21 protein-coding genes are annotated in these 23817 nt (G+C 62.4%); 12 read left to right on the top strand and 9 right to left on the bottom strand.

The genetic code is table 11. The features are described from left to right. Positions 1-245 precede the first annotated feature (245 nt). Positions 246-1313: a hypothetical protein gene (locus J5M71_RS15005; RefSeq protein WP_207833162.1), complete on the top strand. Its 1068-nt coding sequence runs from the start codon at positions 246-248 to the stop codon at positions 1311-1313. A 431-nt stretch (positions 1314-1744) separates the two neighbouring features. Here the strand turns inward: J5M71_RS15005 and J5M71_RS15000 are convergent, their stop codons facing one another. Together J5M71_RS15000 and J5M71_RS14995 are read right to left on the bottom strand one after the other, a co-directional pair. Next, positions 1745-2218, bottom strand: coding sequence for a transcriptional regulator (locus J5M71_RS15000; protein WP_207833160.1), 474 nt, complete (start codon positions 2216-2218; stop codon positions 1745-1747). Between the two features lie 46 nt (positions 2219-2264). After that, complete coding sequence (locus tag J5M71_RS14995; RefSeq protein ID WP_207833158.1) at positions 2265-2618, bottom strand: type II toxin-antitoxin system HigB family toxin; 354 nt, start codon at positions 2616-2618, stop codon at positions 2265-2267. A 177-nt stretch (positions 2619-2795) separates the two neighbouring features. Between J5M71_RS14995 and J5M71_RS14990 the strand changes: the two genes are divergently transcribed. Next, complete coding sequence (locus J5M71_RS14990) at positions 2796-3002, top strand: DUF3079 domain-containing protein (protein ID WP_153671290.1); 207 nt, start codon at positions 2796-2798, stop codon at positions 3000-3002. 431 nt (positions 3003-3433) lie between these two features. Here J5M71_RS14990 and J5M71_RS14985 read toward each other — a convergent pair whose 3' ends face one another. Beyond that, on the bottom strand, positions 3434-5731 hold the full coding sequence (locus tag J5M71_RS14985; RefSeq protein ID WP_207833156.1) for a TonB-dependent siderophore receptor: 2298 nt from the start codon (positions 5729-5731) through the stop codon (positions 3434-3436). 140 nt (positions 5732-5871) lie between these two features. Between J5M71_RS14985 and J5M71_RS14980 the strand changes: the two genes are divergently transcribed. The 3 genes from J5M71_RS14980 to J5M71_RS14970 all read left to right on the top strand — a co-directional run bounded on the left by J5M71_RS14980 (position 5872) and on the right by J5M71_RS14970 (position 9761). Next, positions 5872-6591: a response regulator gene (locus J5M71_RS14980; protein WP_207833154.1), complete on the top strand. Its 720-nt coding sequence runs from the start codon at positions 5872-5874 to the stop codon at positions 6589-6591. 1 nt (position 6592) lies between these two features. Continuing rightward, positions 6593-7981, top strand: a complete 1389-nt coding sequence (locus J5M71_RS14975; protein WP_207833152.1) for an ATP-binding protein — start codon at positions 6593-6595, stop codon at positions 7979-7981. A 115-nt stretch (positions 7982-8096) separates the two neighbouring features. Next, positions 8097-9761: an FMN-binding glutamate synthase family protein gene (locus J5M71_RS14970; protein ID WP_207833150.1), complete on the top strand. Its 1665-nt coding sequence runs from the start codon at positions 8097-8099 to the stop codon at positions 9759-9761. Positions 9762-9895: 134 nt separating this feature from the next. Here J5M71_RS14970 and J5M71_RS14965 read toward each other — a convergent pair whose 3' ends face one another. After that, a complete protein-coding gene (locus J5M71_RS14965; RefSeq protein WP_063914475.1) occupies positions 9896-11215 on the bottom strand; it encodes an OprD family porin in 1320 nt (439 codons plus the stop codon). Positions 11216-11720: 505 nt separating this feature from the next. On the opposite strand from J5M71_RS14965, the gene J5M71_RS14960 reads away from it, so the two are divergent. Beyond that, on the top strand, positions 11721-13820 hold the full coding sequence (locus tag J5M71_RS14960) for a TonB-dependent siderophore receptor (protein WP_207833148.1): 2100 nt from the start codon (positions 11721-11723) through the stop codon (positions 13818-13820). A gap of 132 nt (positions 13821-13952) precedes the next feature. Here the strand turns inward: J5M71_RS14960 and J5M71_RS29270 are convergent, their stop codons facing one another. Beyond that, positions 13953-14150: a hypothetical protein gene (locus J5M71_RS29270; RefSeq protein ID WP_082888390.1), complete on the bottom strand. Its 198-nt coding sequence runs from the start codon at positions 14148-14150 to the stop codon at positions 13953-13955. Between the two features lie 187 nt (positions 14151-14337). Continuing rightward, a complete protein-coding gene (gene aguA, locus J5M71_RS14955; protein WP_207833146.1) occupies positions 14338-15444 on the bottom strand; it encodes an agmatine deiminase in 1107 nt (368 codons plus the stop codon). A gap of 280 nt (positions 15445-15724) precedes the next feature. Between aguA and rfbC the strand changes: the two genes are divergently transcribed. Genes rfbC through J5M71_RS14935 form a run of 4 tightly spaced genes read left to right on the top strand, consistent with a single transcriptional unit; the run spans position 15725 to position 19985 of the window. Continuing rightward, entirely contained in the window at positions 15725-16270 is a 546-nt protein-coding gene (gene rfbC, locus J5M71_RS14950) for a dTDP-4-dehydrorhamnose 3,5-epimerase (RefSeq protein ID WP_063914607.1), read from the top strand. Positions 16271-16312: 42 nt separating this feature from the next. Continuing rightward, positions 16313-18127 (top strand): ATP-binding protein, encoded by a 1815-nt coding sequence (locus J5M71_RS14945; RefSeq protein WP_207833174.1) that lies wholly within the window; start codon positions 16313-16315, stop codon positions 18125-18127. Further along, complete coding sequence (locus J5M71_RS14940) at positions 18124-19533, top strand: sigma-54 dependent transcriptional regulator (protein WP_207833144.1); 1410 nt, start codon at positions 18124-18126, stop codon at positions 19531-19533. The genes J5M71_RS14945 and J5M71_RS14940 overlap by 4 nt, the downstream gene beginning before the upstream one ends. Then, positions 19530-19985, top strand: a complete 456-nt coding sequence (locus tag J5M71_RS14935) for a YiiD C-terminal domain-containing protein (RefSeq protein ID WP_207833142.1) — start codon at positions 19530-19532, stop codon at positions 19983-19985. Before J5M71_RS14940 ends, J5M71_RS14935 begins: the two co-directional genes overlap by 4 nt. Before the next feature lie 165 nt (positions 19986-20150). On the opposite strand, the gene cysQ is transcribed toward J5M71_RS14935, so the two are convergent. Both cysQ and nudE read right to left on the bottom strand, forming a co-directional pair. After that, positions 20151-20969: a 3'(2'),5'-bisphosphate nucleotidase CysQ gene (gene cysQ / locus J5M71_RS14930; RefSeq protein WP_207833140.1), complete on the bottom strand. Its 819-nt coding sequence runs from the start codon at positions 20967-20969 to the stop codon at positions 20151-20153. Beyond that, positions 20966-21532, bottom strand: a complete 567-nt coding sequence (gene nudE, locus J5M71_RS14925; protein ID WP_015268611.1) for an ADP compounds hydrolase NudE — start codon at positions 21530-21532, stop codon at positions 20966-20968. Before nudE ends, cysQ begins: the two co-directional genes overlap by 4 nt. Positions 21533-21596: 64 nt before the next feature. Between nudE and yrfG the strand changes: the two genes are divergently transcribed. After that, complete coding sequence (yrfG, locus tag J5M71_RS14920; protein ID WP_063914468.1) at positions 21597-22259, top strand: GMP/IMP nucleotidase; 663 nt, start codon at positions 21597-21599, stop codon at positions 22257-22259. A 111-nt stretch (positions 22260-22370) separates the two neighbouring features. On the opposite strand, the gene lysM is transcribed toward yrfG, so the two are convergent. Then, entirely contained in the window at positions 22371-22811 is a 441-nt protein-coding gene (gene lysM, locus J5M71_RS14915) for a peptidoglycan-binding protein LysM (RefSeq protein ID WP_207833138.1), read from the bottom strand. Positions 22812-22985: 174 nt separating this feature from the next. On the opposite strand from lysM, the gene fdhD reads away from it, so the two are divergent. Then, positions 22986-23816 carry a formate dehydrogenase accessory sulfurtransferase FdhD gene (gene fdhD / locus J5M71_RS14910; RefSeq protein WP_207833136.1) on the top strand — a complete coding sequence of 277 codons (831 nt, stop codon included), beginning with the start codon at positions 22986-22988 and terminating at the stop codon, positions 23814-23816. Position 23817 lies beyond the last annotated feature (1 nt).

Here is a 23817-nt window from a genome sequence, read left to right as displayed (position 1 = left end):
GTCAGTTGAGGTTTGTAGTGACACGCCTAACTGTTCCTCTCAGCGACCTCAAATGCCGTACGGCGGAACCTCGCGAACGCGCCTACAAGCTGTTTGACGGTGGCGACATTTCGCAAGCACCCGGTGGCTAAATCTTGCTTCACTGAGACGTAGACGATTCTCCAAAACCCCCTCATCCCTCAAAACCTGGCGCGCCCCCTTTTGCGATGCTAGCCTTTCGGCATCACTTACCGAGGGCGAATATTTTGCTGAACATCTATGGAAAGATAACAACAATCGTCGTGACCATCGGATTTTCCGGAATTGCGCACTCTTATCAGATCAACCCTCAAGCAGATAAATACTGGAAAGGCTCCAACATATCAGGAAAGGTATACTGGCCTTTGCATGAAGAGCTCACCTATCGAGCTCGGGAATGTGAAGAGGGACAGACCGGATCAGCACTATTTGTCATCAAGTGCTCCACCGATATCCCGTCCCCCGGCGCAAACCCAAAAGGCAACAAGCAGGACTCTCTGATTAGAGGTGTTTGGTGGAATGACGATCCGAACCAACTCTTATTTGGATGGGGTTACCGCCATGCCAAATGGAGTGCATGGATGCGCGATGGCAACCTGATCGCCAAAACCGGAAGAAACTATAAAGGAAAAGATGCCAAGATCACCCAAAACTATTACATGCAGTATCGTTCACACTATGGTGACCTTCAGTTTCTTCATGCAATGGCCAGCTCGGACAACCAGCCTGCGGCAGTAACTCAGGCCGACATTCTTTCGTGGGCAGAATTTGCATACTTGGTTGCTACTGGCCGGATTGACGCAGAAACAAAATTCAAAGATGTGGATACAACAGACTTTCAAAAGCACTTCAGTCACCAGAAGGGTTGGACAATAAACTATCTTTTCGCTCCCACCTATCGTCTTTCGGAGCGTAAATACACCTCGCAAATGGCATTGGGTTCGCTACTCCATGTGATTCAGGATTCTTACTCCCGCGGGCATACTCTTCGCGATTTCAGCCCGTCGACCGCTTGCCCGTCAGGACGGGTTATTCAGTTTTATTCATATACTCACCAAGATACCGACCAACACCATCAGACTGACAAGCTTGCCTCCTGGAAAGCCCAAGGACTTACCGCGCCACAAGATCCGGTTACTGCGAGCGCCAACGTAATTCGATTCGCGAATAAGCGAGCGGAGTGGGCGGTAGTAAAAGATTATCTTCAGAATGTCGTATTTTGCACCGACAGTGATGCAATCGCTTCAGGTCCGGGTGATTATGCTGTTAGGAAAGGAGATCACGTGGCCAATTAAGCAGACTGAAGCGGCGCTTATTTGGTGATAAAGTCAATTCTTTGGGGCGGCTTTGCCGCTCATGGGCAAGCATGGCTGGCTCCTACGGTTACAGAATTCACCTGCATCGCCAGAAAAAATTATTGAGTTTGCGAATTCTAAGTGAAGGGGAAACAGGATCCCGCAGCAGACATCCTCTCGCACAGCATCAATCAAAAGAGTCTAAAAATTCCCGACTCGATTCCACATAAAGCCATAACTAGCTGATTTTTTTATAGATACCCTATGAGGTGCGTCAAAAAATCCACCAAATTCCAATTCCGAAAAAATCGGGACCTCATGGCCTACAACCGTTCGTCTGGTGCCGCACCATACGCAGTATCAAAAAAGCTCACCGAAAAGTGGGCCTTTTTTGCTTTCTGTGTCCCGCAATCCCTGCAACCCTACCGATTTCAAACCACCCCATGCATGAAAAATTCAACCGGTACGCTGAAAAACTCAGCAAAGCCCTTTATCTGGGCAACCGTCATCTTCCGCTTGTTGTTCAAAATCTCTGAAACCGCGCTCTGAGTTGCTATAGAGGCAAGGTCCTTCTGCTTCACCCCCCTGTCCGACAGCAGGAAGGCCAACGCTTCGGCCTGGCTCGCAAACGGCACGAGTACCGACTCACTCTCATACTCGTAGACACGATCCGTCACCATCTCTGCAAAGCGCGCTGCTGCGTGACCTTCGCTGTCGGCATGCGAGTAGAGCTCATCGATCAATGCCATCCGCGCCTGGAGTTCAGCATCGTCCTTGATAGGGTCATGGCAGGCAGCAAGTAGCTGGGTCATGGTTGCCATCTGGGTGTTCAGGCCATCCAGCATGGGTGAAATATTAGCGATGAAGGCATCTAGTCCATTGGCTTCGGTTTTATCCCGCTTCATGGTTGTCACCTGTCGAATCGGTAGGTTTTGGGCAAGTGCCAGGCGGCTACCTGACATCGCTCTTGCACCACTTGTCGTACTCCGCGTGCGACAGAATGGCCTTGATATAGAGGGTGCCCGTTCGTGTGTTGAGCCATGCGATCAGGCGGCATTCGTTTTTCTTGATATCGAACACATAGACATCAAGCGGCCCTTTACGACTGGCGGGCCTGAGTTTTGAACAAGGAATGCGGTCAACGTTCCAGCCAGAGGCGGTAGACCACGTATCCCTTAGCTGCTCAAAAGGCTCGAAGCGCAGCGTCGCCCTATCAAAGGTCGTGAGCCACAGGCTCAGGGGGGCTTTCCACTGGGCGTGAGCTTCGATGGCTTTGGTAACCGCCGCTTTCGTTATCACCCGCATCGTGTTGTCCCGGCGTACCAAGGTGCCTACAAATTATTCCAGATCCAGATATCTGTAAAGCAGATATCTGGATCTGGAATATGCGCTCTGCTGAAGGTCACCGGGACATTGATGCCGATCAAGCTGAATAGCGGACCGAGGTATAGGTTGGGGACATAGTCCTGAGGGAAGCTGACCATGGCCAAGAAATTCCCCACAAACCCCAGCCACCCGGAGCGCATCTGCTGGGGCTGCGACCTGTACTGCCCGGCCAAGGCGTTGGCCTGTGGCAATGGCGCGAGTCGGACCATGCACCCGGTGGAACTGTTTGGTGAGGACTGGGACAGTTTCGAGGACCGGCTGGAGAAGCCGATTGATCGCGAGCAAGGGGCTGGGCCCAGGTGAAATGGGGCAGCTTTGCGGCCCATCGCCGGCAAGCCGGGCTCTCATAGAACTGCACATAACTCATTGAGTTAGCAGGGGGCCTGTAGGAGCGGCTTTAGCCGCGAACACCGGCGCAGCCGGTGCCATGCACCGCGTTGGATTCTTCGCGGCTAAAGCCGCTCCCACAGGGGACGCGGATTGCTTGCCATTTCAGTTATCTACGCGACAGCGCAGCCCAAAGGGCTGGGCCATCTACCACAGGTACAGCGCATGGTTTGAGCCTGGCGCCGCCCCAACGATTCAGGTGCCGCGGTGGATGGCACGGGCTTCGCCCGTGTTCGCGGGCGCGCCCGCTCCCACAGGGATCGCGCCACCTGTTAGTTGCTCCCAAAGTACCTGTGGGAGCCCGGCTTGCCGGCGATGGGCTGCGTAGCAGCCCCAGGTGCGGTTGATCAGAACGCCGTACTGACCGTCAGCGACAGGTTGCGTGGGTCGCCGTAGATCGCCCCGGCATAGAACCCGTAGCGGGTGTAGTAGTGCTTGTCGAACAGGTTGTTGGCGTTGAGGCTGACGCTGGTGTCGTCGGTCAGCTGGTATTTGGCCATGGCATTCCAGATGGCATAACCGGACCAGTTCACGTCAGTGGCACCGTTGCTTACACCATTGCTCGGCTGGCCTGCCGGGCTGGAGATTGCGCGGATGTTGCTCTGCGCAGTCACCCCGGCGCCCAGTGTCAGGCGGTCGAGCGGGCCGGAAAGGCGGTAGGTGGTCGAGGCCTTGAACAGGTGCGACGGGTCGCTGCGACCGTCGCTGTCGACACGGCGGAAGTGCAGGTAAGTGTAGCCAGCGTACACGTTCCAGCTGGGGGTCAGGGCGCCGGCGATTTCCAGATCGATACCGTCGGTTTCCTGGCCGGAACCGGCCTTGTAGGCATCGCCACCGGTCGGGGTGGTGAGGTCGCCGTCGAGCACTGCCTTGTTTTCCTGCTTGGTGCGGAAGTAGGCCGCCGAGGCGTTCAGGCGGCCATCGAACCACTCACCCTTGATACCCGTCTCGTAGCTTTGCCCGCGAATCGGCTCGACCTTGCTGCCGCTGCTGGTTTCAGCGGTTTGCGGGGTGAAGATGTCGGTGTAGCTGGCGTACAGCGAGTAGTTGTCGTTGAGGTCGTACACCGCGCCCAGGTACGGGGTGACGATGCCATTCTCTTCCTGGCTGGTACGTGCGCCAGCCACGCTGCGGGTGGTGGCTGAGTAGTTGCTGGTGCGCACGCCAAGGATGACCGACAGCGGGTCGGTGATGCTCAGGCGGGTTGCCGCATACATGCCCTGCAGGCGGGTGGTGGTCTTGCTGTGGCGGCCGGTGCGCGAGGCGATGATGCTGTAGTCGTCATCCACGCCATTGCGCCAGTCGGTCAGCGGGAAGCCGTTGTTGGCGCGGAACTGGCAACCCAGCGCAGGCGCACTGGCCATGCCGTCGCCGACCATGGTGCAGGTGTATTCCGGCGACCAGGCCACGGTGCGGCTGTCGTTGTAGCCGACCATCGCCTGGTGGGTACGGCCGAACAGCTGGAACGGGCCGGACAGGTCGATCTGCGCCGACTGCTGGGTGGTGTCGGTGGAGCTGTGCAGGCCGTTGAGCACGGCACCGCTGCCATCCTGGTCCCAGTAGCCGCCGTAGCTGCCACGGCCCGCCGAGTTGACCTTGGCCAGGCCGCGGTGGTTGAGGGTTTCGGCGGTGCTCTGGGCGGCTTTCAGGTCCAGGGTCCAGTCGTTGTCGAAGCGGTGCTCCAGCGAGCCGAACGCGGTGCGGGTGGTGTACTCGCCAAAGCTCCAGCTAGGTACCACGTTGGTGCTGCGCGGCAGGTCGGTCTTGCTGCCATCACGGTACCAGATCGGGATGTTCGCTCCCCAGCCACCGCCGACAATCTTGTTGTACTCGTACTGGTAGCCGGCACCGAGGGTGGTGGCGTCGTCCAGGTCGAATTCGAAGTTGGCCAGCGCGGCGCGGGAGCGTTCGGACTGGTTGTCGCGGAATGAATTGGCATCCTGCTGGGTCATCACGAAGCGCGAACGCAGGCGGCCGTCTTCGGACAGCGGCAGGTTGAGGTCGGCGCCCAGGCGGCGCTTGTCCCAGCTGCCATAGGTGGCATAGGCGCTACCGCCGAACGTCCTGGTCGGTGCCTTGCGGATCAGGTTGACGGTGGCCGACGGGTCGCCGGTGCCGCCCAGCAGGCCGTTGGCACCGCGCACGATGTCGATGCGCTCGTACAGGTCCATGTTCAGCGCGTTGCCGCCACCACTGAAGTCAGAGCCGCCCTGGAACTGCAGGCCATCGACCTTCCAGTTGCTGATCGAATAACCACGGGCACGGTAGTCGGTACGCCCGCCCACTTCGGACTTGCTCGCGGTCACCCCCGGGGTGGTTTCCAGCGCTTGCTCGATGGTGTGGATGTCGCGGTCATCCATCTGCTGCCGGGTAATGGTGGTGACCGACTGCGGTGTCTGCCGCGGCGTCAGGGCCAGGCCGGTGGAGCTGCGGGTGCTTTCGACCGTGTAACCCAGCTGGCCGGCTTCGTCGGCGGGCAGCAGGGCGCTGTCTTCGATCTGCGTGGCGTCCAGCTCCAGGGGTTTGCTGTCGGCAGCCATCGCGCCACCACTGACGGCTACGGCGATGAACAAGGCCAGCGGTTTGAGGCAAATGCCGTCTCGGCTGATGGAAGGGAAGGCGTTCGGGGTGCTCTCGGCGTTCATTTGGGAAGGCTTCGTATTTGCAGATGATTTTTTGTTAGGATTCTAGGGATCGGCCCTCCGGGCTCCAGACCCGGCTTGTATGGGGATGTAATCGAACGTAACGAGCGCCACCGGCCCTCACCGAACAGGTGTTTTTCCGCATGAGCACAACTCTGCTTGTTGTCGATGATGACGACGAGATCCGCGAACTTCTTTGTGATTACCTGGCAGATGCCGGCTATAACGTGCTGGCAGCGGCCGACGGCGAGCAGATGCGCGAACAACTGGCCCGGCACAAGGTGGAGCTGGTGGTGCTCGACCTGATGCTGCCGGGCGAAGACGGCCTGAGCCTGTGCCGCCAGTTGCAAGCCACGCCTGGGCTGGCGGTGATCATGCTGTCGGCCAAGGGCAGCACGCTGGACCGCATCATCGGCCTGGAAGTGGGTGCCGATGACTACCTGGCCAAGCCCTTCGAGCCACGCGAACTGATCGCCCGGATCAAGGCCGTGCTGCGTCGTCCGCAACGCCTGGATGCCCCCGCCGAAGCGCCGGCAGAGGAAGCCCAGCTGTTCGCCGGCTTCCGCCTGGAACATGCGAAGCGCCTGCTCACCCGCCCCGATGGCGAGACCCTGACCCTGCCCCGCTCCGACTACCGCGTATTGCGCGAGCTGCTGGAAGCCAACAGTCGCGTGGTGTCCCGCGATCAGCTGACGCGCAGTGCGTTCGGCCGCGACCACCTGCCAGACGACCGTTCGGTGGACATGTGCGTCAGCCGCCTGCGCCAGCACCTGCGCCACGCCCCGGCGGGTGCAGCGCAAATCCTCACCATCCGCAACGAAGGCTATTTGCTGAGCATTGCCGCCAACGGGGCCGATGCCTGACATGCGCTGGCTTCGCCGGCTGTGGCCACGCACGTTGTTCGGCCAGTTGCTGCTGATCATGGTCAGCGGCACCGTGCTGATCCAGTTGATGTCGAGCAGCATCTGGTTCGATGTGCGTTTTGCCCAGGTACTCGAGGCCCCTGTCCGGCTGATTGCCGCACGCAGCGCGCCGTTGATCGCCCAGGCGGACTGCCGTGCTGGTGCGCTGCAGGCACCAGCGCATTACCAACTGCGTTGCAGCGAAGCCCTGCCCACGCCGGTACAGGACGAGCGTCGTGGGCGCAGGCGTATCGAACTGTTGTTGCACCAGGCCTTCGAGTACGAGTTGGGGCATGCCCAGGACGTGCGCCTGATGAAGGTGCAGTTGACCGATGAACAGGGCCAGCCGATCGTCTGGCGCAGCCTGTTCGGCCTGCGCACGGCCCAGGCGCATCTGCAGTTCGCGGTGCCGTTGGCCGATGGGCACTGGCTGACCATCGAAGGCCAGGAACTGCAAGGCTGGAGCGGCGAGTCAGCGTGGGTGCTGATCAGCGATTACCTGTTGCGGGTGTACGCGCTGCGCATCGTCGCGGTATTGCTGGTGTGCCTGGTTGCGGTGCGCTTGTGCCTGCGCCCGTTATGGCGCCTGGCCGATGCCGCGCGCGGCCTGGGTAGCAACCTCGAGCAGCCGCCCCTGGCGCTGGATGGCCCGGAGGAAGTGCGCCAGGCGGCCCAGGCCTTCAACGCCATGCAGCAGCGGCTGATTGCGATGGTCAACGACAAGGCCTACTTCCTGGCCGCTGTATCCCACGACCTGCGCACCCCGCTGACGCGCATGCGCCTGCGCCTGGAGCGCCTGCCGGACGACGAACACCGGCAGCGCCTGCGGCAGAACATCACGCAGATGGACGACATGATCGGCCAGGTACTCGATTACCTGCGCGCGGGGGAGCAGCAGAACTTGCAGCAGGTGGACCTGGACCGGCTGGTGATGCGCCAGTGCGCGGAGCTGGTCACTGCCGAAGAGCCGTTGCCGGTGCATGGCCAGGCGGGCAGTCTGCAGGCCGATGCCCTGCTGCTGCAGCGCTGCCTGCAGAACCTGCTGGTCAATGCGTTGCGTTATGCCAAGGAGGTTTCGGTCACGCTGGAGCGCGCTACCACGGGGGTGTTCATCCATATCGACGACCGCGGACCGGGGATTGCACCGGGCTTGCTGGCGACCATCATCGACCCGTTCGTGCGCGGTGAAGGGTCGCGTAATCAGGCCTCCGGGGGATATGGGCTGGGGTTGAGCATTGCCCAGCGGATTGCTGCCAGCCATGGGGGCGAGTTGCTGCTGGCCAACCGCGAGGGGGGTGGGTTGCGGGTCAGCGTGTTGCTACCCAGTCAGCCTTTGCGCGCCCCCCTGTAGGAGCGCATGAGCCTGGAAATACACGATCAGGTAACAGTCTTTTACCGATTACCCAGGTTTTCCCCTCCCCGCCTTTGCCTATCCTATGCCCGGTCATCCTGCCTGCGATGGACCCATGAAACACTCTCTACCCAGCCGCTACGCCTGCCTCGCCCTCTGCCTGCTGTTCACCTTCGCCAGCCTGCCGCTGCTACCCCAGCATGCCTGGCTGTGGCCTGTAACGCTGATCACCGCGCTACTGAGCCTGGTCGGCCTGAACGACCTGCGCCAAAGCCATCACGCCGTGCGCCGCAACTACCCGATCCTGGGCAACATCCGCTACCTGATCGAAACCATCCGCCCGGAAATCCGCCAGTACCTGATCGAGGGCGACGACGACAAGCTGCCGTTCTCCCGCTCGCAGCGCTCGCTGGTCTACGCCCGGGCCAAGAACGAAAGCGCCGAGAAGGCCTTCGGCACCCTCAACGATGCCTACAAGCCCGGCTTCGAGTTCATCAGCCATTCCATGTTGCCGGTGGCCACGCCAGACCCGGCATCGTTCCGCATCGCCATCGGCGGGCCGCAATGCCGCCTGCCCTACTCGGCCTCGATCTTCAACATCTCGGCCATGAGCTTCGGTGCCCTCAGTGCCAACGCCATCGCTGCCCTCAACCGCGGTGCACGCATGGGCCGTTTTGCCCATGACACCGGCGAAGGCAGCATCAGCCCGTACCACCGCGAACATGGCGGTGACCTGATCTGGGAGATCGGCAGTGGCTACTTCGGCTGCCGCACCGAGGACGGCCGCTTCGACCCGCAGCGCTTCGCCGAGCAGGCGCGCTCGCCGCAGGTGAAGATGATCGAGATCAAGCTCAGCCAGGGCGCCAAGCCGGGCCACGGCGGCATCCTGCCGGGGCACAAGGTCAGCCCCGAGATTGCCGCCACCCGTGGCGTGCGCGTGGGCGAGGATTGCATCTCGCCGGCGGCGCACAGCGCCTTCCGCACCCCGGTCGAGTTGCTGCAGTTCGTGGCCAGCCTGCGCGAACTGTCGGGCGGCAAGCCGGTGGGGTTCAAATTCTGCCTGGGCCACCCCTGGGAGTTCATGGGCATTGCCAAGGCCATGCTGGCCACTGGCATCACGCCGGACTTCATCGTCGTCGATGGCAAGGAAGGCGGCACCGGTGCGGCACCACGCGAGTTCAGCGACAACATGGGCGTGCCGATGCGCGAAGGCCTGATGTTCGTGCACAACACCCTGGTCGGCCTGAACCTGCGCGCCAGCATCCGCATTGGCGCGGCAGGCAAGATCGTCAGCGCCTTCGACATCGCCAGCGTGCTGGCCATCGGGGCGGACTGGGTCAACTCCGCGCGCGGTTTCATGTTTGCCATCGGCTGCATCCAGTCGCAGAGCTGCCACACCAACAAATGCCCGACCGGCGTGGCCACGCAAGACCCGCTGCGCCAGCGCGCCCTGGTGGTGCCGGACAAGGCCGAGCGGGTGGCCAGTTTCCACCGCAACACGCTGCATGCGCTGGCCGAAATGTTGGCTGCCGCGGGCCTGGAACACCCTTCGGAACTCAAGCCCAAACACCTGGCGCGGCGTATCAGCCCCAGCGAAATCGGGCTGTTCTCGGACCTGCACACATTCCTCAAGCCGGGCGAATTGCTCAGTGGCTCGATTGAAAGCGAGTTTTATGCGCGGATGTGGCGGATGGCGCGCAGTGACAGCTTTGCGCCGGAGACTGGGGAGGGAGAGGTGAAGGTTGCCGGGGTGCGGCGCAGGGCAGTGGAGCCGGCGTGAAAGCCGGGGGCCGCTTTGCGGCCCTTTCGCGACACAAGGCCGCTCCCACAATGGTCCTGCGCATGCCGATCAATGTGGGAGCGGCCTTGTGTCGCGATGGGCTGCAAAGCAGCCCCTAAGCCATCAGATCAGGATCAGAAGATGCTGATCGGGTACTCGACGAATACGCGGACTTCGTTGCCGTCGTCGTTGTAACCGTTCTGCTGCACGGCGTTGTTGGTACGCACGAACGAGCTACGCAGCTTGATCGACAGGTCTTTGGCCGGGCCGTCCTGCACCACGTAACGGATCTGGTTGAAGATCTCGCGCTCTTTACCTTCACCGAAGCCCTGCGGGTTGGCGACGTTGCGGGTGTTGATGTTGTCACCCACCACGTAAGCCAGCTTGTAGGTCAGACCCGGGATGCCATAGGCACCGAAGTCCAGGCCGTAGCCCAGCTGCCAGGAACGCTCGTCTTCGGCGTTGAAGTCGGACCAGTACGAGTTGGCCAGGTAGATGGTCGAACCACCGTCACCCACGCCACCCTCGTTCTGGTACCAGCCGTAGTTGTAGCCGGTGCTGCCGGTGCTGCGCTGGTGGGCGATGGTGAACGAGTGCGCACCGTACGCGTAGGTGGCTGCCAGGCTCCAGATGGTGTTGGAGTCGCCGTTCAGGCCAGCGGATTTCACGAACTTGTCGTCGATGTCCGACTTGTAGCCGTTGAAGTCCAGGGTCAGGGACTGGTCGCTGGCGATCGGGAAGACGTAGTTCAGGCCCAGGTAGTGCTTCTTCATCACGTCTTCGTTGTCGGCGGTGTACAGCGAAGCGGTGAAGTTGTCGGTGAACTTGTAGCTGCCACCAAGGACGTTGATCGACTTCAGGCCACCACCGTCACGGCGCTCGGCGCTCTTGCGCGCTTCCTGGGTGAAGCGACCGGCGTTCAGTTCCAGGCCCTGGATCTCTTTGGAGGTGATCAGGGTACCGGTGAAGCTTTCTGGCAGCAGACGCGCGTCGTCGTACTGCAGCACTGGCAGTGCCGGCATCTGGTCACCGTACTTGAGCACGGTGTTGGAGATGCGGAACTTCACAGCAGCGCCACCACGGGCCAGGTTGTGCGGCGAGTTGGCGTTGCCGTTCTCGTCCTTGAAGTCCGAAGGCTTGAAGAAGTCGACACCGGCGCCACCGTTATGGCCCTTGCCGCCGTCCAGACGCACGGCATACAGGCCGAATGCATCGACGCCGACACCGACGGTGCCCTGGGTGAAGCCGGAGGAGAAGTTGGCGATGACGCCCTGGCCCCATTCGATCTGGTCGTCGGTGCCGTGTTTCTTGTCGCGGTTGATGTAGGCGTTGCGCAGCAGAACGTTGGCGTGGCTGTCCTCGATGAAGCCTTTGCTGTCGGCCTGATCATTGGCCTGTGCCTGGGTCGCGGCGATCATCGCCAGGGCGACCAGGCTGATCCTGGTTTTCAACATGTTGTTTTCCTTATTTCTTAATCAAAAACGCTCTGCAATATGACGCCAGGAACCAACGCCCCTTCGTAGGTTCGACGCTATGCGGATCCAGACTGGAAGGCCTGCCGGTAATCACACGGCGGCCTCTGGCAGCAGCATGGCCAAGAGCATGGCCAGCAGGCGTTGGCCGAATCCTAGCCGTGTGCGATTACAAATGTCAAAAAGTCGTGAAATGCAGGTTGATATAACCAAATTCACCGACGGTACCAGTGCATTTCCATACCGGTTGGCGCTATCAGTGGGCAATTTATCTCGCGTGCGAAAAGTCCTTTTGATCGAACGGACAATTTTCCTGTGAGGGCGCTTTCGCAGCGCAAGGCTGCTCCTGCAGGAAGACGCGCCGCAGCAAGAACCGTAACAATCAGACACAGATGTAATGACAACCCTTTACAAATACTCAAGCAACAGCAAATAACAAGCATTACCATCCGCACCTCTTTTTCACCTGCTCGATCCGGATGTGCCCATGCTTGTACCTTGCCGTCTTTCCCCCCTGACACTTGGCCTTTCGCTGCTGTTCGGCGCCGGCCTGGCCAGTGCCGCCACCACCACCCTGCCGGAACTGTCGGTTACCGCAGACAGCGAGCGCGACAAGGACAACCCGCGGATCAAGGAGGTAAGCACTGCGACCCGCACCTCGACGCCGGTGCGCTATGTGCCGCAGGCCATCGACACGGTGAAGACCGCCAACGTGCTCGATTACGGCAGCAATACCCTGGGCAAGGCGCTGGAAGGCATTCCCAACGTCAGCAGCGGTGACGACACCCGCTTCGACAGCGTGCGCATTCGCGGCTTCGAGGCCAGCAACGACTTTTACCTGGACGGCATTCGCGACGACAGCCAGTACATCCGCGATCTGCATAACATCGAGCGGGTCGAAGTGCTCAAGGGGCCGGCAGCGGTGCTGTATGGCCGTGGCAGCCAAGGCGGTATCGTCAACCGGGTGAGCAAGGCGCCGGAGCACGGCCGCCGTTCGAGCATCGAGGCGCAGGCCGGCAGCGAAGACCTGCGCAGCCTGTATGCCGACCTCAGTGCCGACCCCAGCGACACCGTCAGCCTGCGCCTGAACATGGGCAACCAGGACAACAACAGCTTCCGCGACGGCATCGACGGCAGCCGCCAGCTGTTCGCCCCGTCGATCAGCTGGCAGGTCACCCCCGACCTGAACTGGCTGGTGCAATACGAATACAGCCGCTACAACCGCACCCCGGACCGAGGCATCCCCGGTGTCAACGGCCGCCCGGCCGATGTCAGCCGCAGCACCACCTATGGCGATACCCAGCGCGACTACATCGACGACCGCGCCCAGTCGCTGCGCTCGCGCCTGAACTACCAGCTGAACGAAACCTGGCAGCTGCGCCATACCCTGGGCCTGTTCACGCTCGACAGTGAGTTCGACAACACCTACGTCACGGGCTACAACGCCAGTAACAACACCGTTACCCGCCAGCGTTGGCAGCAAGACCTGAACACCCGCAACCTGTTCAACAACCTGGAGGCCGAGGGCGACTTCGACACCTTTGGCCTGGAGCACAAGCTGTTGCTGGGCCTGGAGTTCGGCAACCAGAAACGTGACCCATTGTTGTACACCACTTTGCCTGTCAAGGAAGGTGGCCAGGCGGTGCCAGGCCTTGACCTTGGCAACCCCGACCGCAGCCAGCAGCACAATGGCCCGATGACGGTGTTTAGTGACAACCATACCGTGGTCGATAGCCGCGGCCTTTACCTACAGGACCAGATCCGCCTGAACGATCAGTGGCAGGTTCTTGCCGGCGTACGCTTCGACCAGTTCGAAGTGCAGACCACCGACAAGGATGGCCGCAGCGAACCACAGGACAGCAATAGCACCAGCCCACGCCTGGGCGTGGTCTACACACCGTGGCGCGACCATTCGTTCTACGCTTCGTGGAGCAAGACCTTCTCGCCTGTAGGTGGCGGTCTGATCGGCATCACCCCAGGCGCAAAGGGCAACGGTAACGACGCCAAGCCGGAAGAAACCCGCCAGAAGGAAATCGGGGTGAAGAGCGACTGGCTCGACCAGCGCCTGACAACCACCCTGGCCATCTACGAGCTGGAACTGTACAACCGCCGCACCCGCGACCCGCATAACCCGGCAAACATCCTGCTCAGCGGCTTGCAGCGTTCGCGCGGCATCGAGCTGACCGCCACCGGCAATATCGTCGGCAACTGGTACGTGCGCGGTGGGATCGGCCTGCAGGATGCGACCATCGTCAAGGACAACAACGGCCAGGAAGGCAACCGCATCAATGACGTGGCCAAGCGTAATGGCAGCCTGTTCGTGACCTGGAAACCGGAGCTGGGCTGGTACGCCGAAACCGGCCTGACGCTGGTGGGTGAGCGTTACGCGGACAACCAGAACACCACGGTGCTACCGGGCTATGGCCGCTGGGATGCATTGGCGGGGTACCGCACGCATGACTGGGATGTGCGGGCGGCGCTGAGCAACATCGCCGACAAGACCTACTACAGTTCGGCGACCAGTGCGGCGCAGATCCAGGTGGGTGACCCGCGCAGCCTGGTGGTGACTGGCAGTTACAGCTTCTGATCTTTATTGCCTGTACCGGCCCTTTCGCGGGCTCGCCCGCTCCCACAGGTACTCCACAGGGTTCGAGACATGTGGTGTCCCTGTGGGAGCGGCTTCAGCCGCGAAGGGGCCGATACAGGTTCAAGCAATCGATCAGTGCCAAACCGCCATCAGCGCCTGCATTTCTGCTTCGCTGATCAAGCCTTGGGGGTATCGTCCGGCAAGCAGACGTCGTGTGTCGGTCGTCCTGACCCTGATGCTTCCATGGTGTTTCAACCACTTCGCCACAAGCCTGAGCGATTGGTGATTCACTGCCGATGGGCGCAATGCCGACTCACTTGCTGCATTCATTTCTACACGTACTCCCTGGCCCGTGAGTGGCTAATTTACGTAAGTGTTGTTACAGATCCGAGAGCGCGGCCTGGCCGAGCTATCTAACTGAAAACAATACAAAACATATGCCAGCACAGGCCTCCGGACGGCCCCCGGAAACAAAAAAAGGCCCGTCATGTGACGGGCCCCTTCATTCAGCGTGCGCTCAACGCCTTACCGGCGCAGGCTGCTGCTGGGTCAGGCAGTGGATGTTGCCACCGCCCAACAACAGTTCACGGCCTGGAATCATCACTACCTCATGGTTGGGGAAAACCTTCGCCAGAATCGCTCTGGCCTCAGCGTCTGCCGGGTCGTCGAAGCTCGGCGCGATGATGCCGCCATTGACGATGAGGAAGTTGACGTAAGAGCCGGCCAGGCGCACCGATGGGTCACGCTCCTGGCTGCCGGCTACCTGGTCGACACCGGCACACTCTTCGGCGGTGGCAAACAGCGGGCCCGGGATCGGCATCTTGTGCACGATAAACTCACGGCCCTTGGCATCGCGGGTGTTCTTCAACACCTCCATGGCGGCGTGGCAACGTGCATAGTTGGGGTCGTTGGAATCATCGGTCCAGGCCAGTAACACTTCGCCCGGGCGCACGTAACAGCAGAAGTTGTCGACGTGGCCGTCGGTCTCGTCGTTGTACAGGCCATCCGGCAGCCAGACCACGGTATCCACCGCCAGATGGTCGCGCAGCACCGCTTCAATCTGCTCGCGGTTCAGGTGCGGGTTGCGGTTGCGGTTGAGCAGGCATTCTTCGGTGGTGATCACGGTGCCTTCGCCGTCCACGTGGATCGAGCCGCCTTCGAGTACGAAGCCTTCGGTGTGGTAGCGCTGGCAGCGCTCCATTTCCAGGACCTTGGCCGCCAGCTCCTCGTCACGGTTCCACGGTGCGTACAGGCCGCCATCGAAGCCGCCCCAGGCATTGAAGCCCCAGTCCACGCCGCGCACTTCACCCTGGTCGTTGATGACGAAGGTCGGGCCGGTGTCACGCACCCAGGCGTCGTCATTGCTGATCTCGACCACGCGGATGTTCGGCTGGTCGAGCTGACGACGGGCATTTTCGTACTGACCAGCAGAAACCGCGACGGTTACCGGCTCGAAGCGGGCAATGGCCTTGGCCAGGGTCACATGGGCAGCCTGCGCCGGCTTGCCGCCCAGGCGCCAGTTGTCCGGGCGCTCCGGCCAGACCATCCACACCTGGGTTTGCGGGGCCCACTCGGCGGGCATGTGGAAACCATCGGCACGGGGAGTGGAGTTGAGGGTTTTCATGGTTGACCTCTGTGATGGCCCTGAGCCGGACTGTGCTGGGGCGTTTGCCAATTTATAACCGATATATATCGATATTTGAAGCCCGGTAATCGGGAAATCCATCAATCACTCACGCACTTAAACCGATAACAATCGGTACAAATACAGCCTTGAGCGGGGAGCAAAACGGTATGACATCTACCTTAGCCAGACCTTGTTAACCCCGTTGTAGCGCAAGGCGGAAAAAACCGGCGAGACCGGCTAGGGTCAATACGTGGGCAAAACGGGCCAGCGAACCACCATGAACATCATCCCTACCGCAATCCCTGAAGTACTGATCATCGAGCCGAAGGTTTTCGGTGACAGCCGTGGTTTTTTCTTCGAGGCATTCAACGCCCGTGAGTTCGCCCGGCAAACCGGCGTGAATGTCGAGTTCGTCCAGGACAACCACTCGCGCTCCATCAAGGGCGTACTGCGTGGGCTGCACTACCAGGTGGAAAACACCCAAGGCAAGCTGGTGCGCGTGGTGCAGGGGGAAATCCGTGATATTGCGGTAGACGTACGCAAGAGCTCGCCAACCTTCGGCCAATGGGTCGCGGTGCAGCTGTCGGCCGACAACCATCGCCAGCTGTGGATTCCACCCGGCTTCGCCCATGGCTTTGCGGTGATGAGCGAGTCGGCCGAGTTCCTCTACAAGACCACCGACTACTACAACCCGGGCGCCGACCGCTGCATCCGCTGGGATGACCCGACCCTGGCCATCGACTGGCGGCTGCAGCAACCACCGGTGCTGTCGGACAAGGACAAACGCGGCCTGCCGTTGGCAGAGGCGGAACTGCTGCCTTAACTAGCGCATAATTGCGTCAGACTTATCTGGCGCCTTTACGTGATGATTGCAAAACCCACGCCCCCACGCCGTCCCCGCTGGCGCAGCCTGGCCCTGTTGGCCCTGTGCCTGGCCCCATTACTGTGGCCCCTGCATCACCTGGCCGAACGTTACTACCAGGAAGAACTGGCCTCGCAGAACCGCCAGACCCTCGACTTGTACGTCGCCAACCTGCTCGGTACCCTGCACCGCTACGAAACCTTGCCGCAGATACTCGGCGACCTGCCGGCGCTGCGCGGGGTACTGGCCGACCCGTTGCGCCTGGAAACGGTGACCAACGCCAACCGCCTGCTCAAGGACATCGTCCAGCAGACCGGCGCCGAGGTGATGTACCTGATGGACGTCAACGGCAACACCCTGGCCGCCTCCAACTGGGACAAACGCGACAGCTTCGTCGGCCGCAACTTCGCTTTCCGCCCCTACTTCAACGAAGCCATGGCCGGCCGCCTGGGGCGCTTCTTCGGCCAGGGCACCACGTCGGCCAAGCGCGGCTACTTCTTTGCCGCCGCCGTGCATGACCGTGAACGCATCGTTGGCGTACTGGTGGTCAAGGTCGACCTCGACCACACCGAAACCCTGTGGGGCCGCACCCCCGAGCAGCTGTTGCTGACCGACCACAATGGCGTGGTCATCCTGACCTCGCGGCCCGACTGGCGCTTCCGCGCGACCCGCGCGCTGACCGATGCCGAGCGCCAGGCCATCATCGCCATCCAGCCCTACCCGACCCAGGCCCCGCAACCGCTGGTGCTCAGCCCGGACGCCTGGATCAGCCAGACCCGCGACATCAAGGAAACCGGCTGGCAGGTCAGCATCCTCGCCCCGCGCACGCTGGTCGACCGTTCGGTGCAAACCGTGATGGCCATCGGCGCTGCCACCCTGCTGGTGCTGATGCTGCTGGCCGGCCTGGTGATGCAGCGGCGCCGTCACTATATCGACCGCATCGACTTCGAGGCCCGTGGCCGCCAGGAACTGGAAAAACGCGTGGCCGAGCGCACCGCCGACCTCGAAGGCCTCAACACCCGGCTCAAGAGCGCCGTGCTGGAGCGCGAGAACGCCCAACAGGAGGCCGTACGCGCCCAGGATGAGCTGGTGCAGGCCGGCAAGCTATCAGTGCTTGGCACCATGTCGGCCAGCATCAGCCACGAGCTCAACCAGCCGCTGGCCGCCATCCGCAGCTATGCGGAAAACGCCGAGATCCTGCTTGACCACCAGCGTATCGAAGACGCCCGCGGCAACCTCAAGCTGATCGGCGAGCTGACCGGGCGCATGGCCTCGATCATCGCCCACCTGCGCGCCTTCGCCCGCCGTGACCGCCACGCCCCGGAGAGCGTGGCCCTGCAGCCGGCCCTGGACGACGCCCTGGCGCTGCTGGCCAAGCGCCGCCGGGCAATGGCCGTCGAGCTGATCCGCGACCTGCCGGAAGCCACCTTGTGGGTACAGGCCGGCGAGACCCGCTTGCGCCAGGTGCTCGGCAACCTGCTGGCCAATGCCCTCGACGCCCTGACCGAAAAGGCCAACCCGCGCCGCCTGTGGCTAAGTGCCGAGCAGCGCGATGACTGCGTCTACCTGTACATTCGCGACAACGGCCCCGGCTTCAGCCGCCAGGCCCTGGAGCACGCCAAGGAGCCGTTCTTCACCACCAAGACCCGCACCCAGGGCCTGGGCCTGGGCCTGGCCATCTGCGAAAGCCTGATGCGCGCCCTGGGCGGTGAATTGCTGCTGGCCAACCACCCGGAAGGTGGCGCACTGCTGACCCTGCAGCTGCGTGTGGCCGCGCCTGGCGCTACTTTGCCCAATTCGGAGGACCCCTCGGCATGACCACCGAGACACTGATCGACAGCCGAGCCCAGGTCATCCTGGTCGACGACGACCCCCACCTGCGCCAGGCCCTGAGCCAGACCCTGGACCTGGCCGGGCTCAAGGTGGTCGCCCTGGCTGATGCCCAGGGCCTGGCAGACCGCATCGAGGCCGACTGGCCCGGCGTGGTGGTCAGCGACATCCGCATGCCGGGCATCGATGGCCTGCAGCTGCTGGAACAACTGCACGGTCGTGACAACGAGCTGCCGGTGTTGCTGATCACTGGCCACGGTGATGTGCCGCTGGCGGTGCAGGCGATGCGCGCCGGCGCCTATGACTTCCTGGAAAAACCCTTTGCCAGCGACGCCCTGCTCGACAGTGTGCGCCGTGCCCTGGCGCTGCGCCGCCTGGTGCTGGACAACCGCAGCTTGCGCCTGGCCCTTAGCGACCGCCAGCAACTGGCCACCCGCCTGGTGGGCCAGTCGCCGGCCATGCAGCGCCTGCGCGAGCAGATCGGCGCCCTGGCCGGCACCCGCGCCGATGTGCTGATCCTGGGTGAGACCGGTGCCGGCAAAGAAGTGGTGGCCCGCGCCCTGCACGACCTGTCCAGCCGCCGCGACGGGCCGTTCGTGGCGATCAACGCTGGCGCACTGGCCGAGTCGGTGGTCGAAAGCGAGCTGTTCGGGCATGAGCCCGGTGCGTTCACCGGCGCGCAGAAACGCCGCATCGGCAAGTTCGAGTTCGCCAACGGCGGCACGCTGTTCCTCGACGAAATCGAGAGCATGAGCCTGGATGTGCAGGTGAAACTGCTGCGCATGCTGCAGGAACGGGTGGTCGAGCGCCTGGGCGGCAACCAGCTGATCCCGTTGGACATCCGCATCATCGCAGCGACCAAGGAGGACCTGCGCCAGTCTGCCGACCAGGGGCGCTTCCGCGCCGACCTGTATTACCGCCTGAACGTGGCGCCGCTGCGTATACCACCGCTGCGCGAACGCGGCGATGACATCCTGGTGCTGTTCCAGCACTTCGCCGACGCCGCCAGCCAGCGCCACGGCCTGCCGCCGCACACCCTGCAGCCGCCCCAGCGCGCCCTGCTGCTGCGCCACGACTGGCCCGGCAACGTGCGCGAGTTGCAGAACGCCGCCGAGCGTTTCGCCCTGGGCCTGGAACTGGCCCTGGACGGCCAGGCACCAGCTGCGGCAATGCCTTCGGCACCGATGCCGAGCGGCAACCTCAGCGAACAGGTCGAGCAGTTCGAACGCTCGCTGATCGCTGCCGAACTGGCCCAGCCACACAGCTCCATGCGCAGCCTGGCCGAGGCCCTGGGTATCCCCCGCAAGACCCTGCACGACAAGCTGCGCAAGCACGGCTTGAGCTTCGACGGTGGTAGCGGCGGGCATGACGATCAAGAGGACAACCGTCAATGAACAGCGATAGCCAGTACCTGCAGTCCATCCTGCACGGCGACATCCCCCTGACCCGCGAAATGGGCCTGGAAGTGCTCGATTGGCAGCAGCACACCCTGCGCCTGCAATTGCCGCTGGCGGCCAACGTCAACCACAAGAGCACCATGTTCGGCGGTAGCCTGTACTGCGCCGCGGTGCTGGTGGGGTGGGGCTGGCTGCACCTGCGCCTGCGCGAATCGGGTGTCGATGACGGGCATATCGTCATCCAGGAAGGGCAGATCAGCTACCCGCTGCCGGTTACCGGAGCGGCGGTGGCGCGTTGTGCGGCCCCGGATGAGAAGACCTGGGAGCGATTCTTGACCCTGTACCAGCGCCGCGGGCGGGCACGGTTGACGCTGGAGACCACTGTTAGCAATGCCGGAAGCGACGAGCCTGCGGTGAAATTCAGCGGCCAGTACGTCCTGCACCGCTGAAACTGGAAGGCTGTCGTGATCCCTGTGGGAGCGGGCGCGCCCGCGAAGCAGACACCGCGGTGTATGGCACCGGCTCCGCCGGTGTTCGCGGCGGTTCGACGCCTCGACGCGCCCGCTCCCACAGGTTCCGCGTAGCTACGAAGAATTGCTGCACCTGTGGAATCGTCAGATCAGGTTCAGGAAGGCTTGACGCCAGGCAGCATTGGCCGGCAACGCCAGGAAATGCGGGTTGAGCAACGACTCCCGCGCAGGGTACCGGAACGGCAAGCCATCCAGCCCGATCACTTCGCCCCCCGCTCCTTCCACCACCCCCTGCGCCGCCGCGGTGTCCCACTGCGAGGTCGGGGCCAGGCGCGGATAGCAATCGGCGCTACCCTCGGCCAACAGGCAGAACTTCAACGAACTGCCGATATTGGCCAGTTCCAGCTCCCCCACCGCCGTCCCCAGCCCCGCCAACAGTGCTTCCTGTTCCGGGCTGGAATGCCGACGGCTGGCAACCACGGTAAAGCGCCCCCCCGTAGGCGGCGCGTTACGTACCTGGATCGGTTGGGCTGCTTCACCGGCCTCCGCACGCCAGGCCCCCAAACCGCGACCTCCAAAGTAGCAGCGCCCGTTGGTCGGCATGGACACCACGCCAAACACCACCTCGCCGTTTTCTACCAGGGCGATGTTGACCGTGAACTCCTCACTGCCGGCAATGAATTCCTTGGTGCCGTCCAGTGGATCGACCAGCCACCAGCGGCTCCAGCCCTGGCGCTCGGCCAGCGGAATGTTGCAGTCCTCTTCGGACAACACCGGGATCTGCGGTGCCAGCGCCAGCAGGCCATCGGCAATCACCTGGTGCGCCGCCAGGTCGGCGGCGGTGACCGGCGAATCGTCGGCCTTGTTGGTCACGGCCACATCGGCGCGCCAGAACGGCAGGATCGCCTCGCCCGCCAACCGGGCCAGCTTGACCACTTCGTGCATCAATTGCAGGTCGTTCATGCTTCCAGCAGCCCCCGCTGAATCAGCAGGTCACGCGCCAGGTACAACGCCGCCAGGGCACGCCCCTCGGTGAACTGCGGGTGCATGGCCAGGGCCGAGAGTTCGCGCAGGTTGACCTTGTCGACCCGCATCGGCTCCGGCTCGTCGCCTTCCAGGCGCTCCTCGTACAGGTCGCTGGCCAGCACCACCTGGATCTTCTGGCTCATGTAGCCCGGCGACAGCGACAGCTCGGTCAGGTGCTCCAGTTGGCGCGCGCCAAAACCGGCTTCTTCCTTGAGCTCCCGGTCGGCTGCCGCCAGCACGTCCTCGCCCGGCTCGATCAGGCCCTTGGGCAACGACAACTCATATTCGTCGGTGCCGCCGCAGTATTCCTCCACCAACACCGCATGCTCGGCATCGAGCATGGCCACGATCATCACCGCGCCGTAGCCATTACCCCGGCCCACCAGGCGCTCGTAGGTGCGCTCATTGCCATTGCTGAAGCGCAATTGCACGGCTTCGACGCGAAACAGGCGGCTGCTGGCGACGATTTCGCGGCTGAGGACGGTGGGTTTCTGGCGCATGGGGCGGCTCCTTGGCGTGAACGGGTTACTATACCGTGGCTTGCCGACTGATCGAGAATTTCCCATGCCTGTTCTTCCCTGGTCTGCCATCGATACCGTCCTGCTGGACATGGACGGCACCCTGCTCGACCTGCATTACGACAACCGCTTCTGGCTGGACCACTTGCCCCAGCGCTATGCCGAGCTGCACGGGGTAAGCCGGGCCATGGCGGAAATGGAGCTGCAGCCGCTGTTCGAACGCAATGCCGGCACGCTGAACTGGTATTGCCTGGACTTCTGGAGCCGCGAGCTGCGGCTGCCGATCCGCGAGCTGAAACAGGAAATCGCCGACCTGATCGCCCTGCGCCCGGATGCCGACACCTTCCTGGCAGCGATCCGCGACGCAGGCAAGCGCGTGGTGATGATCACCAATGCGCACCGGGATTCGCTGTCGCTGAAGCTGGAGCGGGTGGAGCTGGCGCCGTATTTCGAGCGGCTGATCAGCTCGCATGACTATGGCTACCCGAAGGAAAGCCCGCAGTTCTGGGATGCCTTGCAGGCAGACATTGGCTTTGAACCGGAGCGCAGCCTGTTCATCGATGACACCCTGGCGATCCTGCGCAGTGCGCGACGGTTTGGCGTGGGGCATCTGCTGGCGGTGCGCCAACCGGATAGCCAGGCAGGGCCGCGGGATACCGAAGAGTTTGCGGCGGTCGAGGATTACCGGGAATTGTTGGCAGGCCTGTGAAGGCCCTTTCGCGGGTAAACCCGCTCCCACAGGATCACCACAGGCCTGAACTGTGTGCGATCCCTGTGGGAGCGGGTTTACCCGCGAAGAGGCCGGTACAGGCTGCAGAGATCAGTCAGGAATACGCAACACCTGCCCCGGATAGATCTTGTCAGGGTGCTTGAGCATCGGTTTGTTGGCTTCGAAGATCTTCTGGTACTTGTTGGGGTCGCCATACACCTTCTTCGAAATGGCACTCAACGTATCGCCCTTCTCCACCGTCACGAACCGCGCCGCCTGGGCCACCGGCCCGGTCACGGTGATCTGGTCATCGATACTGGCCACGCCAGCGATGTTGCCCGCCGCCAGGATGATCTTCTCTTTCTCCTCCTGGCTGGCCACCTCGCCCTTGAGGATGATCTTGTCTCCCTCTACAGTGGCCGTGATATTCGGATTGCCCAGGCCGACACTTTCCACGTGTTTCTTCAGCTGCTCTTCGGCATTGGCATTGCCGGGGGTCAGCAGGTCGATCAACTTCTCGCCCGCTTCCTTGACGAAACTGAACAAGCTCATAGCGCTCTCCTTGTTGACGAAACCTCGGACACAGCAGTCTAGGCCAGCTTTTCCCCTCTTGCCCCGTGCGACCCATCGACGCGGTCTATCAAGGCATAGACCCTAGCGATTAGACGCCGTCGGCCCGCACGCCTAGGCTTGTGCTATCCGAAAGCTGCCGATAGCCCCACCCCGATGAACAGCAAACCTCCGGTCTGCGCGGCCTCATCGCCCTTGTCCATGCCCGCCGCCAGCAACAGCTACGACTACGTCCAGCTCAGCGATGCCAGACGCGACAGTACGCCCTTGGCCGAAGAAGTGGCGCTGGCAATCGCCTACAACGGCCTCAACCAGGCGGTGATGCTGGTCAGCCCAACCGACCTGGAAGACTTCGCCGTCGGCTTCAGTGTCGGCAGCGGCATTGTCGAAGGCACCACGGAAATCTACGACCTGAAGCTCTCCGGCAGCGGCTCGGCGATGTATGCCGACCTGGAGATTTCCAGCCGTGCATTCTGGAACCTGAAAAACCAGCGCCGCCAGCTGGCCGGCACCAGTGGTTGCGGCCTGTGCGGGGTGGAGGCACTGGAGCAGGCGCTGCCAGAGCTGGCCGAGCTGCCTGGCGCGCCGTTGCCACCGGCGCAATGGCTGGTCGGCCTGCGTGAGCGCATCGATGCCTTCCAGCCCCTCGGCCAGCACTGTGGCGCGGTGCACGCGGCGCTGTTCATGGACCGCCATGGCGAACTGCTGCTCGGCCGCGAAGACATCGGCCGGCACAACGCCCTCGACAAGCTGATCGGTGCCCTGCTGCGCCAAGGCATCGACAGCCAGGGCGGCCTGGCCATCGTCACCAGCCGCTGCAGCCTGGAGCTGATCCAGAAAGTGTTGCGGGCCGGTATCCAGACCCTGGTCAGCCTGTCAGCGCCCACCGGCCTTGCCCTGCAATGGGCGCGCAAGCACAACCTCAACCTTATCCATCTGCCCAAGCACAGCGCACCGCGGGTCTACAGCCCAGCGGCGGAGTCGTAAC

It is taken from the genome of Pseudomonas sp. 43(2021), from assembly GCF_017490805.1.
Taxonomy (GTDB): Bacteria; Pseudomonadota; Gammaproteobacteria; order Pseudomonadales; family Pseudomonadaceae; genus Aquipseudomonas.
The sequence above is the reverse complement of the archived record's forward strand: the minus strand, read 5'-3'. Positions and strand labels throughout refer to the sequence as shown.